The organism is Micromonospora sp. NPDC023644 (assembly GCF_040640115.1).
Taxonomy (GTDB): domain Bacteria; phylum Actinomycetota; class Actinomycetes; order Mycobacteriales; family Micromonosporaceae; genus Micromonospora.
Genome location: NZ_JBFABA010000006.1, coordinates 219,851 through 233,434, shown reverse-complemented (window position 1 = coordinate 233,434; position 13,584 = coordinate 219,851). Strand labels below are relative to the sequence as shown.

Genomic DNA, 13,584 nt, shown 5'->3' with positions numbered 1-13,584 from the left:
TGACGCGGATCACTGCCGGCGTGGCGTCACCGCCCTCGCGCCCGTTCGTTGGCGACTGATGAGCGGCGGACCCACCCCGAGTCCGGCGCCCTGCACCGTCGCACCGCCCGTGCCCCCTCACGAAGGCGACCGCCGTGCCCCTCGCGTACCCGCAACGCGCGTCCATCCCCCGTCCCGCCGTGCCGGACGTCCTCGTCCTCGCCGCCGTCGCGCTGCTCCTGCTCGTCGGCGCGGCCGGCAGGGTGCCCGCCCTGGCCGTGGTGGCGCTGGCCGGCGCCGCCAGCTGCACCCTGGCGGGCACCCGGCTCTCCCGGCTCACCTTCGCCCCGCCGCCGGCCCCCACCCCCGCGCAGGCCCCGACCCGGTCCCGTGCCGCCCGCCGGCGCACGGCGCCGCCCCGCCGCGTCGCCGTGCTGCTCGACGCGGCGGTGGTGACGGCGGGGCTCACCGCCGCCGTGCTCCCGCTCGCCGGGCCGGGTCACCGGCCCGCCGTCGTCGGGTCGGGGCTGGCCGCCGCCGCGCTCTTCGTCGCGGGCCTGCCGCCGGCGGCGCGGGGGCCCCGCCCGTCCGCCCGGGTCCGGCTGCGCGGGGTCGTCGACGCGACCGCCGCCGGCCTGGGGCTGGTCCTCGCCGGCTGGCTGCTGCTGCCCCGCGACCGCCTCGGTCCGCCGGTCCGGCTCGCCGTGGCCGTGGCCCTGGGCGCGCTCGCGCTCGCCGTGCTCGTCGTGCTGACCGGGCCGCACCGGCGTACCGGCGCCGCCCGCTGCCGGGCCGGGGCGGCGCTCACCCTGGCCGGGCTGGTGATGCTGGCCGCGCTCCCCACGGGCGCGACACCGGACCGGGCGGCGCTGCTGTCCGTACCCCCGCTGGTGTCCGGGGTGCTGCTGACGGCGGCGGGGGCGCGGCGGGCGACCGGCCCGGAGCCGGCCCCGCCCGCCCTGCCGACCAGGGTGTGGCCCCGGGCCGTGGTCCCGGCCGTCGCGGCCGTGGCGGCCAGCGGCTGGCGGTTGCGCCACGGCGGGCCGCCGGACCTCACCGCGGTCCTGCTCGCGCTCGCGCTGGCCCCGCCGCTGGTGCTGCGCGACCTGCTCCGCGCGGACGACCCGGCGCAGCCGGCCCGACCCGACGTCCCGGCGGCCCGGCACCCGTCGGCGGACCCGGACACCGCCGGGGCGCCCGTGGACCGGCTGGCGCTGCTGCGGGCCCTCGCGGCCCGCCGGGACGCGCGCGCTCCCGCCGGCGCGCTGCTCTTCGTCGACCTGCACGGCCCCGGTCCCGCCTCGGACGGACACCAGGTCCCCGAGGACGTGCTGGCCGAGGTGGTCCGCCGCGCCCGCGCCGTCGTCGGCCCCCGGGACCTGCTCGCCGACGTCACCGCGACCGGCTTCGCCGTGGTCACCGAGGTCGGCCCGGTGCTGGCGTACGCGCTGGGCACCCGGCTGCTCGCCGCGCTCACGCAGCCCTACCCGGTGGCGGGCGGGGTGCTGCGGCTGCGCGCCGGTGTGGGCCTGGCCGAGCTCGGCGGCGGCGCCCCGGAGGCCGTGCTGCGCCAGGCGGACCTGGCCCGGCGTCGGGCCGTGCAGCTCGGCCGGGACCGGGTCGAGTGGTACGACGCCTACCTGGAGGAGCAGCTCGTCCGCCGGCTCGACCTGGAACGGGAGCTGCCCGGGGCGGTGGCCCGGGGCGAGCTGGACCTCGTCTACCAGCCGGTGCTCGACCTGGCCGACCGGCAGCCGGTCGGCACGGAGGCGCTGCTGCGCTGGCGCAGCCCGGTGCTCGGCACGGTGCTGCCCGCCGAGTTCCTGCCGGTGGCCGAGGACCTCGACATGGTGGGGGAGCTGGGCTGCTGGGTGCTGGACCGGGCCTGCCGGCAGCTCGCCGCCTGGTCGGCGGGGAGCCGACAGCTCTGGATGGCGGTGAACGTGACGGTCCGGGAGCTGACCGCGCCCGACTTCGTGCCGCGGACGGCGGCGGTGCTGGACGCGTACGGGCTGGCGCCGGACCGGCTGGTGGTCGAGGTGGCGGAGCCCCGGGTGGGCGCCGAACTGCCGACGGTGGTGGCCCGGCTGGCGGGGCTGCGCTCGCTGGGCGTGCGCACCGCGCTGGACGACTTCCGGGCCGAGCACGCCTCGCTGGCCCAGCTCCGCCGGTTGCCGATCGACCTGCTCAAGGTCGGCCCGCAGCTGGTCGACCCGGCGGACCCGCAGCGCCCGCTCATCGACGTGGTGGTGAACGTGGGGGACCGGCTGGGGCTGGACATCGTGGCCGAGGAGCTGGAGTCGGCCAGCCTGGTCGACGGCGCGCGGCGGGCCGGCTGCCGGTACGGGCAGGGCTTCGCGCTGGCCCGCCCGGCGACCGCGGAGCGGGTCGAGGCGTACCTCGAGGAGTTCCCGTCGGCCTCGCGCTGACCGGCGACGGCTGGGCCCCTGCCGGGCACCCCGCGTGGCCGGGGTTGACTCTGACACCGTGTCAGGGCCGAACGTGTGAGGGGCCATGTTCACCATCGGAGACTTCGCCAGACTCGGCCGGGTGTCGGTCCGCATGCTGCGTCACTACGACGGCATCGGGCTGCTCCGCCCGGCCGCCGTCGACCCGCACACCGGATACCGGTTCTACCGGGCCGAACAGCTCCGCCGGCTCAACCGGGTGATCGCCCTGAAGGAACTCGGGCTCACCCTCGGGCAGGTGCGGGCGATCCTCGACGACACCGTCGAGGTCGCCGAGCTGCGCGGCATGCTGCGGCTGCGCCGGTCCCAGCTGGAGGCCCAGCTGGCGGCCGACACCGCCCGGCTGGCCGGGGTCGAGGCGAGGCTCCGCATGATCGAGACGGAGGGTCGAATGACCAGCCAGGACGTCGTACTCAAGGAACTGCCCGCGGTCCGCGTGGCGGAGCTGACGGGGGTGGCCCGCAGCTACGAGACCCCGGAGATCTCCACCGTGATCCAGCCGCTCTACCCGGAGTTGTTCCGGCGCCTCGGCGCGGCGGGCGTCGCCCCCGCCGGCCCGGGGCTGGCCTGGTACGAGCCCACGGGGGAGGGCGAGGCCGTGGTGGTGCACGCCGGGGTGACGGTGGCCGCCGACCCCTCGACGGCCCGGGACTTCGCCGTCGTCGACCTGCCCCCGGTGCCCACCGCGGCGACGATCATCCACCACGGGCCGATGGACGAGGTGGGGCGCAGCATGCAGGCGCTCGCCTCCTGGCTGGAGGCGAACGGCTGGCGGGCCGACGGGTACGCCCGCGAGCTGTACCTGGACTACTGCCCGGACGATCCCGCGCAGGGCGTCACCGAAATCCAGCTGCCGGTGGTGGCGAGGAGCCGCGAGTGACTGAAGCGGTTCAGCTGGCGCGCGGGGGCGCCGTGCTGCCCCGCGGGGTGAGGTGTGCCGTCTCGTCCTGCACCTGGCCGGCCGGCGCGCCGCCGATCACCGCGAGCAACTGCCGGGCGCCGTGCGCGCCGTACGCCGGGATGTCCCGGCCGAGCGCGGTCAGCGGCGGGTGCACCAGCTGGCAGAGCGGCGAGTCGTCCCAGGCCACGATGGACAGGTCGCCCGGCACGGCGAGGCCCATCTCCTGGGCCACCGACAGCCCCGCTATCGCCATCACGTCGTTGTCGTAGATCACGGCGGTGGGGCGGCCGGCCGAGCTGAGCAGCCGGCGGGTGGCGCGCGCCCCCTCCTCGCCGGTGTAGTCGGACGGCACGGTGACCGCGTCGACCAGGCCGAGCCGCCGGCACACCTCGGTGAACGCCTTGGTGCGGATCGCGGTGTGCAGCAGGGCGGGGAGGCCGCCGACGCGGGCGATGCGGCGGTGGCCGAGGGCGACCAGGTACTCCACGGTCTCCACCAGCGCCGCCGCGTCGTCGGACCACACGCTGGCCAGCCCGCCGGTGCCGCCCGGGCCGCCGATCACCACGGCGGGCAGGCCCAGCTCCTCCAGCACCGGCACCCGGCGGTCGTCGGCGCGCAGGTCGCAGACGAGGACCCCGTCGACCCGGCGCTCGCCCCACCACCGGCGGTAGACCGCGACCTCCGCCTCCTGGTCGGCCACCACCTGGAGGGTGAGGGCGTACGAGCGGGCGGAGAGTTCGGCCTCGACGCCGCTGATCAGCTCCATGAAGAACGGCTCGATGCCGAGCGTGCGGGCCGGGCGGCACAGGGTGAGGCCGACCGCGTCGGCGGTGGCGCCGGAGAGGGAGCGGGCGGCGCGGCTCGGGTTGAAGCCGATCTCGGCGGCGATGGCGAGGATCCGCTGCCGGGTGGCCTCGGAGACCCCGGGCTGGCCGTTCAGCGCGTAGGAGACCGCCCCCTTGGACACCCCGGCGCGGCGGGCGACGTCGGCGATCGTGGGCCGCTTCACCGGCGTACTCCTCCACTCTCCCGCCCGGGCGGGTGTCACCACGAGGCCGGGGCGACCGGCGGCGGTCCACGCTACTGCACCGGCCGGCGGCGGGCCGGTCCGACCGACGCGCGAGGTCGGGCCGGTCGCTGACTTTCCCGGTTAAGTCGTCGGCGGTCGGCCGGTTTCCCTGCCGTGGGCGCGCGCCCGGTGCATCCGCGAGGCGGTGCCACCTCCCATGATCGCGCTCCCACGGCGGATCAGGTTGCCGGGAGGTGGCGGCGGTGACCGCCCGTTGACACTGCCGAAACCGGCCCGTACGGTGGCGAAACTTATCCGGTTCAGTCAACAGCTCTCGATGTCGGGAGCGTTCCCATCTGGCGCGGAGGATGACATGAGACGGTCCTTGATGCACTGGGCCAGGGCGGCCGCCGTCGGCGCGGTCAGCCTGGTCATGGTCGCGGCGTGCAGCGGCAACAGCGGGGGCGGCGGTGACTCCCGCGCCAGCGGTCCGGTGACCCTGAAGATCAACTTCTGGGGCGACTTCGGGCTCGACGAGCTCAAGACGAAGTACGAGGACGCCAACCCGAACGTCAAGATCAGCCTGAACACCGGCGAGTACAACGCCCAGCACGAGGACCTGCAGAAGAAGCTCGTCGCCGGCTCCGGCGCGCCGGACATCGCCGCCGTCGACGAGGGCTTCGTCGTCCAGTTCCGCGGCCAGGCCGACAAGTTCGTCAACCTGCTCGACAAGGGCGCCGGCACGTACGAGCAGAAGTACCTGCCGTGGAAGTGGAAGCAGACCCTGACGCCTGACGGCAAGGCCCAGATCGGCCTCGGCACCGACGTCGGCGGCCTGGCCATGTGCTACCGCACCGACCTCTTCGCCGCCGCCGGTCTGCCCACCGCACGCGACCAGGTCTCCGCGCTCTGGCCCACCTGGGACCGGTTCATCGAGGTCGGCCAGCAGTACACGGCCAGGAGCGGCAGGAAGTTCATCGACTCCGGCACCAACGTCTTCAACCCCGTCCTCGGCCAGCAGCCGGTCGGCTTCTACGACGAGAGCGAGGCGCTGAAGATGGACGGCGGCCCGAAGGTCGCCTTCGACGTGGCGGCCCGCACCATCGCCGCCGACCTCTCGGCCAACCTCACCGCGTTCTCCCCGGAGTGGAACAGCGGCTTCGTCAAGGGCAACTTCGCCGTGCTCGCCTGCCCGGCCTGGATGCAGGGGCACATCAAGAACACCGCCCCCGGCACCAGCGGCAAGTGGGACGTGGCCGCGATCCCCGGCGGGGGCGGCAACTGGGGCGGCTCCTTCCTGACCATCCCGAAGCAGGGCAGGAACGTCGACGAGGCGTACCGGTTCGTGGAGTGGCTGATCCAGCCCGAGCAGCAGATCGAGATCTTCAAGAAGGTCGGCAACCTGCCCTCCCAGCCGGCGCTCTACCAGGACCCGGCGATCAGGGACTTCACCAACCCCTTCTTCAACGACGCCCCGGTCGGCCAGATCTTCTCCAGCACGGCGGAGAACCTGACTCCGCAGTACCTCGGCCGGCGCAACGGCCCGACCCGGGTGGCGGTGGAGAACGTCCTCAACCGGCTGGCCACCGGAAACCTCAAGGGCAGGCCCGACCAGGCGTGGACCGAGGCGGTCAAGGAAGCCGAGAAGGCCGCCACGTCCTGACCGCACGCCGGTCGGGGCGGGCCGCCTCCGGGCCCCGCCCCGACCGGCCGTCCCCTTCGGTCCCCTGGAGGTGCCCCGATGTCCACCACCCGTGCCGCCCCCGCGGCGCCCGGGCCCGGCCGGGAGGCCGGTGCCACGGTCGAGCGCCGCAGCCGCCGACCCGAGCCGGGCCGCTGGCGCAACCGGCTGTACCGCTTCGACACGCGCTACGCGCCGTACCTGCTGATCGCCCCGTTCTTCCTGCTCTTCGCGGTCTTCGGGCTCTTCCCGATCGTCTTCAACGGCGTGGTCGCGCTGCGCCACTGGCGGCTCGACGACCCGACGCTGACCGGCTGGGCCGGGCTGGAGAACTTCCGCCGCCTGTTCACCGACGACGACTTCTTCAACGCGCTCTCCAACACCTTCGGCATCTTCCTGCTCTCCACCGTGCCGCAACTGCTGCTGGCGCTGATCGTCGCGTCGCTGCTGAACCGGAAGCTGCGGGCCCAGACCTGGTTCCGGGTCGGGGTGCTGCTGCCGTACATCACCCCGGTGACCGCCTCCACACTGATCTTCTCCGTGGTCTTCGCCCGGGACACCGGCATCGCCAACTGGGCGCTGTCGCTGCTCGGCGTTGGGGAGACCGAGCCGATCGACTGGCGCTCCGCCAAGTGGTCCTCCTGGATCGCCATCGCCACGATGGTCAACTGGAAGTGGATCGGCTACAACGCGCTGCTCTACCTGGCCGCCATGCAGTCCATCCCGCGCGACGTCTACGAGGCCGCCGCCGTCGACGGGGCCGGGCCGTGGCGCCAGCTGTGGCGGATCACCGTCCCGATGATCCGGCCGGTGGTCATCTTCACCGTCGTGCTCTCCACCATCGGCGGCCTGCAACTCTTCACCGAGCCGATGCTCTTCGACGCCAACCCGGCCCTGGGCCTCGGCGGCGACGACGGGCAGTGGCAGACCGTCGCGCAGCTCATCTACAAGGTCGGCTGGCGGGACCTGAACCTCGGCTACGCCGCCGCCATGTCCTGGGCCCTCTTCCTGGTCATCCTGCTCGTCGCGGCGGTCAACGCCCTGCTCACGAACCGCCTGGGTGGGGGGAGAAACCGGTGAAGGTTCCGAACTCCCGGCGGGCGGCGCCGACGGGCCGGGCGCCGCAGCACATGCCCGGCACCGTCTGGACCTACCTGTTCCTGAGCGTCGTGATCGCGTTCTCGGCGTTTCCGCTCTACTGGATGTTCGTCATCGCCACGAACACCGACGAGGCGCTGGCGAAGATCCCGCCGCAGGTGCTGCCCGGCGGGCAGCTGGTCACCAACCTGCGGGAGGTCTTCTCCATGCAGGACGTGTTCTTCCTCCAGTCGCTGGGCAACAGCGTGATCGTGTCGTCGGTGGTGACGGCGTCGGTGCTCTTCTTCTGCTCGCTGGCCGGCTTCGCCTTCGCCAAGCTGCGGTTCAAGGGGCGCAACGCGCTGATGGTCATGGTCGTCCTGACCATGACGGTGCCCAACCAGCTCGGCGTCGTCGCGCTCTACATCCTGATGGGCCGCATGCCCGGCGAGGGCGGCTGGAACGGCACCCTCCTCGCGGTGATCGTGCCCGGCCTGGTCAGCGCGTTCGGCGTCTTCTACATGCGGCAGTTCATCCTCGACGCGGTGCCCGACGAGCTGGTCGAGGCCGCGCGGATGGACGGCGCGAGCACCATGCGGATCTTCTGGAGCGTGGTGGTGCCGGCGGTCCGGCCCGCCATGGCGGTGCTCGGCCTGCTGACCTTCGTCGCCACCTGGAACGAGTTCCAGTGGCCGCTGATCACCCTCGGCGGCACCGACTACCCGACCTCGATGGTGGCGCTCTCCGACCTGGCCAGCGGCAACTACGTGCTGTACCGGCGGGTGCTGGCCGGTGCCCTGGTCGCCACCCTCCCGCTGCTGGTGATGCTCTTCGTCGGCGGCCGTCAGATCGTCCGCGGAATCATGGAAGGTGCGGTGAAGTCGTGACCCGGCAAGCGTTGCACGAGGGCTGGACCCTGCGGGCGGTACCGGGGCCGCAGGTGCCGCCCGCGATCGCGGGCCGCCCGGTGCCGGCCACCGTCCCCGGCTGCGTGCACACCGACCTGCTCGCCGCCGGCCTGATCCCCGACCCGTACCTCGACGACAACGAGCGGGGGTTGGCCTGGATCGGCCGGACCGACTGGGTCTACGAGACCACCTTCGCCCACGAGCCCGGGGGCGACGAGCGGGTCGACCTGGTCTGCGCCGGCCTGGACACCGTCGCCACGCTCACCCTCAACGGCGCCGAGGTCGGCCGCACCGAGAACATGCACCGCGGGCACCGTTTCGACGTCCGGTCGCTGCTGGTCGCCGGGTCCAACACCCTGGCCGTACGCCTCGACTCCGCCTACCGCTACGCCGAGGCGCACCGGGACCGGCTCGGGGACCGGCCGAACGCCTACCCGGAGCCGTTCCCGTTCATCCGTAAGATGGCCTGCAACTTCGGCTGGGACTGGGGGCCGACGCTGGTCACCGCCGGCATCTGGCAGGAGATCGGGCTGCACGCCTGGTCCACGGCCCGGCTGGCCGTCGTGCGTCCCCTGGTGACGGTCGAGGCCGGCGACGGCCGGGTGGAGCTGCACGTCGAGGTCGAGCGGGCCGGGGACGCACCGCTGACCGTGCGGGCGACCGTCGCCGGCGCGGCGGCCGAGGCGACCGTCCCGGCGGGGGAGCGCGCGGCCGTGCTGACCCTCACCGTCCGCGACCCGGCGCTCTGGTGGCCCCGGGGGTACGGCGCGCAGCACCGCCACCCGCTGGAGGTGACGCTGCACGACGCCACCGGGCACCCGCTCGACGCCTGGTCCCGGCGGATCGGGTTCCGCTCCGTACGCCTCGACACCGCCCCCGACGCGCACGGCACGCCGTTCGCCCTGCACGTCAACGACGCGCCGGTCTTCGTCCGGGGGGTGAACTGGATCCCCGACGACGCGTTCCCCACCCGGATCACCCGGGACCGGCTGGCGCACCGGTTCCGCCAGGCCGTCGGGGCGAACGTCAACCTGCTGCGCGTCTGGGGCGGCGGCCGGTACGAGTCGGACGACTTCTACGACCTCGCCGACGAGCTGGGCCTGCTGGTGCAGCAGGACTTCCTCTTCGCCTGCGCCGCCTACCCCGAGGAGGAGCCGTTGGGCGCCGAGGTGGCCGCCGAGGCCGTCGAGCAGGTGGTGCGGCTGGCGCCGCACCCGTCGCTGGTGCTCTGGACCGGCAACAACGAGAACATCTGGGGCTGGCACGACTGGGACTGGCAGGAGCCCCTCGCGGGGCGCACCTGGGGACGCGGCTACTACCTGGAGCTGCTGCCCCGGATCGTGGGGGAGCTGGACCCGACGCGGCCGTACTGGCCGGGCAGCCCGTGGTCGGGCAGCGAGGAGCTCCACCCCAACGACCCGGCGCACGGCACCACGCACATCTGGGACGTCTGGAACACCGACGACTACACGAAGTACCGCGAGTACGTGCCGCGCTTCGTCGCCGAGTTCGGCTACCAGGCCCCGCCCGCGTACGCGACGCTGCGCCGGGCGCTGTCGGACGAGCCGCTGGCCCCCGACTCGCCCGGCATGGCGCACCACCAGAAGGCGATCGACGGGGACGCCAAGCTCCGGCGGGGGCTCGACGCCCACCTGCCGACGCCGGCCGACTTCGACGACTGGCACTGGCTGACCCAGCTCAACCAGGCGCGGGCCATCCAGCTCGCCGTCGAGCACTTCCGCTCCCACCGGGACGTCTGCGCGGGCACGATCGTCTGGCAGCTCAACGACTGCTGGCCGGTGACCTCGTGGTCGGCGGTCGACGGCGACGGCCGCCGCAAGCCGCTGTGGTACGCGCTGCGCCGGGCGTACGCGGACCGCCTGCTGACCGTCCAGCCCCGCGCGGGCGGCCTGGCCGTGATCGCGGTCAACGACGGGCCGGCTCCCTGGCGGGCGAGCGCCTCGGTGACCCGGCTGAGGCTGGCCGGCGAGCCACGGGCCAAGGCCACGCTGGAGCTGGACGTCCCCGCGTACGCCAAGGTCGAGCTGGCGCTGCCGGCGGAGCTGGCGCGGCCGGAGCAGGCCCGCCGCGAGCTGCTGCTGGCGGAGGCGGGCGGGACGGCCGAGCGGGCGCTCTGGTTCTTCGCCGAGGACCGCGACGCGGACTGGCCGCCGGCCCGCTACGACGCGTCGGTCGAGCCGGTCGACGGCGGGCACCGGGTCCGGGTCACCGCCCGCACGGTGCTGCGCGACGTGACCCTCTTCCCGGACCGGCTCGACCCGGCGGCCGAGGTCGACGAGGCGCTGGTCACCCTGCTACCGGGCGAGTCGGCCACCTTCACGGTGCGGGCCGCCGCCCCGCTGGACCCGGCGGCCCTGACGACCCGCCCCGTCCTGCGCCACGTCAACGACATCGTGACCGACTGACCGGCCCGGCGCTCCGATCTTGGTACGGAACGGCCCCGGGAGGGGCCGTTCCGTACCAGGATCCCGTCGGCCGCAACTTGAAGATTTTCGCAAGTGCTAAAGTTCGCAACGTGATGACGTGGCGTGACGGAGGCTGACGTGTCGGTACCGCTCTACCAGGCGAAGGCGGAGCTGTTCCGCACCCTCGGCCACCCGGTGCGGATCCGGGTGCTGGAGCTGCTCCAGGACGGGCCGAAGCCCGTCCGCGACCTGCTGGCGGCGATCGACGTCGAGGCGTCGAACCTGTCCCAGCAGCTCGCGGTGCTGCGCCGGGCCGGCATGGTCACCTCCAGCCGCGACGGCGCGCTGGTGATGTACGCGCTCAGCACCCCCGACGTGGCGGACCTGCTGGCCGCCGGCCGGCGCATCCTCGGCGCGGTCCTCACCGACCGGGACGCGCTGCTCGACGAGTTGCGGTCCTCCGGGGCGGACCGGTGAGCCAGGCACCCGGGCTGGCCGAGCGGTTCCTCGGACTGCTGCCACCGCGCGCCGACTGGCAGGCGGTGCGTCGGGCACCCCGGCGCGACCTGCTCGCCGGGCTGACCGTGGCGGTGGTGGCGCTGCCGCTGGCCCTGGCCTTCGGGGTCACCTCCGGGCTCGGGGCGCAGGCCGGCCTGGTGACGGCGGTGGTGGCCGGCGCGGTCGCCGCCGTCTTCGGCGGCTCCCACCTCCAGGTCTCCGGGCCGACGGGGGCGATGACGGTGGTGCTCGTGCCGGTGGTCCAGCAGTTCGGCCCCACCGGTGTGCTGATGGTCGGGGCGCTGGCCGGGCTGGTGCTGATCGCGCTGGCCCTCGCCCGCCTCGGCCGGTACGTCCACTACCTCCCCGTCCCCGTGATCGAGGGATTCACCGCCGGCATCGCGGTGGTCATCGCCCTGCAACAGGTGCCCGCGGCGCTCGGGGTGACCGACGCGCACGGCGACCGCGTCTGGGCCGTGGCCGCCGACGCCGTCGCCCGGTTCGTCGCCGACCCGCGGCCGGTCCCGGTCGCGGTGGCCCTCGGCGTCGCGGCGGTGATGCTGGTGGGCGCCCGCTGGCGTCCCGGCTGGCCGTTCTCCCTGCTCGGAGTGGCCGCCGCGACCGTCCTGGCCGAGACCGCCCCGGTCGAGCTGGCCCGCATCGGCGCCCTGCCCGCCGGCCTGCCCGCGCCCTCGCTGGGCTTTCTCGACCTCGACGCCGTCGGGGTCCTGCTGCCCTCCGCCCTCGCGGTCGCGGCGCTGGCCGCGTTGGAGAGCCTGCTCTCCGCCACCGTGGCCGACCAGATGACCGTCGGCCAGCGCCACGACCCCGACCGCGAGCTGTTCGGCCAGGGCCTGGCCAACATCGCCGCCCCGGCGTTCGGCGGGATCCCGGCCACCGCCGCCATCGCCCGTACGGCGGTGAACGTGCGCGCCGGCGCCAGCTCGAAGCTGGCCGCGCTCACCCACGCCGTCGCCCTCGCCGGGATCGTGCTGGCCGCCGCCCCGCTGGTCGGCCGGATCCCGCTCGCCGCCCTGGCCGGCGTCCTGCTGGCCACCACCGTCCGGATGGTCGAGGCCGGGTCGCTCTGGGCACTGGCCCGCGCCACCCGGGGCGACGCCCTCGTGCTGGTGCTCACCTTCGCGGTCACGGTGGCCCTGGACCTGGTGACCGCCGTGGCTGTCGGGGTGGGCGTGGCGATCGTGATCGCCCTGCGCGCGGTGGCCCGCACGGCGCGCGTGGAACAGGTTCCGCTCGACCCCGGCGAGCACAGCGCCGAGGAACGCGCCCTGCTCGCCGACCACATCGTGGCCTACCGGCTGGACGGCCCGCTCTTCTTCGCCGCCGCGCACAGCTTCCTGCTCCAGCTCTCCGACGTGGCCGACGTGCGCGTGGTCATCCTGCGGATGTCAAGGGTGACCGCTCTCGACGCCACCGGCGCGCACGTGCTCGGCGACGCCATCCTCCGGCTCCAGGAGCGCGGCGTCACCGTGCTGCTCTCCGGCATCGCCCCCGGCCACGACCAGGTGCTCGCCACCCTCGGCGTCGCCGGCCAGCTGCGCCGCGACGGCCTGGTCTTCCCCGACACCCCGGCCGCCATCCGGTACGCCCGGACCGTCGTGCTGCCCGGCCCCGTGGCGTCGCGCTGAGCATGGTCCTCAGCAGGTGACGACGACGGTGCCGCGACAGCCATGACCGAGTTGCGGGATGTGGGACAGGGCGCGCCCTGCGGATTTCAGACTTTGTTCGGCCTATGCCTCGACGCGCCAGCGGGCCAGAATAATGGCATTGACGTGTATCGCAGGAGGTATCACATGGCCCGAATTCGTCGAATACTGCTCGCGGTGGCGCTCGTCGTCACCGCGACGCTGCTGGTGCCAGCCAATCCGGCCAGTGCCGCCGGTCGGCCGGCGACGGTCTGTTTCAAGGTCGGTGAGTTCGACGGCCGGCCGATCTTCGACTGTCACACAATCATTTTGCCGGACTTCGAGCCGAAGCCGATCGGGCCGATCGAGTGTCTGAGTTGTCCGCCCGTCTTCGACCTGTGGGACCGGATCGACCCGGAGAAGCGATTCGAGTATCTGAACCGGCTGGGTCGGGGCCTGTCGCTGCTGGGGGAGGCGGCGCAGGCCGTGGACCCGGTCAAGGCGAAGCACCTGCGGGAGTTGGCGACGGAGAGCTTCCGGTCATCGGCGAAGCTGATGGACGGTTCGGAGGTGAAGCTCGGCCAGGTCGGCTGGGCGGATCTGAAGAACGGGAAGTTCCACGGCGACCCGGACCCGCAGCCGTCGCTGGTGGCGAGCGGGGAGAACCTGGCCGGCGGGCTCGGGCTGATGCAGAAGGCGCTCGGTGATCCGCAGCCGGAGCCCAACATCGCGGCGGCGATGGCCCGCTTCGACCAGGCGTACAAGGATCTCGGCACCCTGTTCGCCGGGTGATCCTTTCGGCCTCGCGGGTGCGGCGGCCCGTGGGCACCGCATCCGCTGACGAGCGGAAGCGCTGCACACGGAGAACGCTTTCGAGCTGATGTCGTAGACGACTCATCGCAGTTCGATGGCACAGCGCGGCCCGGACGCGCTCGCCTGATCTCACAAACGACTCAGCTCGAAAGCGCCCGTACGATCCTTCGCCCGCGGA

General features: G+C 73.9%; 10 protein-coding genes. 9 read left to right on the top strand and 1 reads right to left on the bottom strand.

Features of this window, described 5'->3' with window-relative positions; genetic code table 11:
• Positions 1-134: 134 nt before the first annotated feature.
• Entirely contained in the window at positions 135-2,408 is a 2,274-nt protein-coding gene (locus tag AB0G08_RS07815) for a bifunctional diguanylate cyclase/phosphodiesterase (RefSeq protein ID WP_358084658.1), read from the top strand.
• An 85-nt stretch (positions 2,409-2,493) separates the two neighbouring features.
• Positions 2,494-3,327 (top strand): MerR family transcriptional regulator, encoded by an 834-nt coding sequence (locus AB0G08_RS07810; RefSeq protein ID WP_358084655.1) that lies wholly within the window; start codon positions 2,494-2,496, stop codon positions 3,325-3,327.
• Between the two features lie 10 nt (positions 3,328-3,337).
• Here the strand turns inward: AB0G08_RS07810 and AB0G08_RS07805 are convergent, their stop codons facing one another.
• Positions 3,338-4,357, bottom strand: a complete 1,020-nt coding sequence (locus AB0G08_RS07805) for a LacI family DNA-binding transcriptional regulator (protein WP_358084652.1) — start codon at positions 4,355-4,357, stop codon at positions 3,338-3,340.
• Positions 4,358-4,730: 373 nt separating this feature from the next.
• Between AB0G08_RS07805 and AB0G08_RS07800 the strand changes: the two genes are divergently transcribed.
• From AB0G08_RS07800 to AB0G08_RS07770, 7 genes are all read left to right on the top strand, one after another.
• On the top strand, positions 4,731-6,020 hold the full coding sequence (locus AB0G08_RS07800; protein WP_358084649.1) for an extracellular solute-binding protein: 1,290 nt from the start codon (positions 4,731-4,733) through the stop codon (positions 6,018-6,020).
• A 78-nt stretch (positions 6,021-6,098) separates the two neighbouring features.
• Positions 6,099-7,118 carry a sugar ABC transporter permease gene (locus AB0G08_RS07795; protein WP_358084646.1) on the top strand — a complete coding sequence of 340 codons (1,020 nt, stop codon included), beginning with the start codon at positions 6,099-6,101 and terminating at the stop codon, positions 7,116-7,118.
• A 50-nt stretch (positions 7,119-7,168) separates the two neighbouring features.
• Entirely contained in the window at positions 7,169-8,002 is an 834-nt protein-coding gene (locus AB0G08_RS07790) for a carbohydrate ABC transporter permease (RefSeq protein WP_358084708.1), read from the top strand.
• Positions 7,999-10,449, top strand: a complete 2,451-nt coding sequence (locus tag AB0G08_RS07785; RefSeq protein ID WP_358084643.1) for a glycoside hydrolase family 2 protein — start codon at positions 7,999-8,001, stop codon at positions 10,447-10,449. Before AB0G08_RS07790 ends, AB0G08_RS07785 begins: the two co-directional genes overlap by 4 nt.
• Before the next feature lie 138 nt (positions 10,450-10,587).
• Positions 10,588-10,926: a metalloregulator ArsR/SmtB family transcription factor gene (locus AB0G08_RS07780; RefSeq protein WP_358084640.1), complete on the top strand. Its 339-nt coding sequence runs from the start codon at positions 10,588-10,590 to the stop codon at positions 10,924-10,926.
• Complete coding sequence (locus AB0G08_RS07775) at positions 10,923-12,596, top strand: SulP family inorganic anion transporter (RefSeq protein WP_358084637.1); 1,674 nt, start codon at positions 10,923-10,925, stop codon at positions 12,594-12,596. Before AB0G08_RS07780 ends, AB0G08_RS07775 begins: the two co-directional genes overlap by 4 nt.
• 195 nt (positions 12,597-12,791) lie before the next feature.
• Complete coding sequence (locus tag AB0G08_RS07770; protein WP_358084634.1) at positions 12,792-13,385, top strand: hypothetical protein; 594 nt, start codon at positions 12,792-12,794, stop codon at positions 13,383-13,385.
• Positions 13,386-13,584 lie beyond the last annotated feature (199 nt).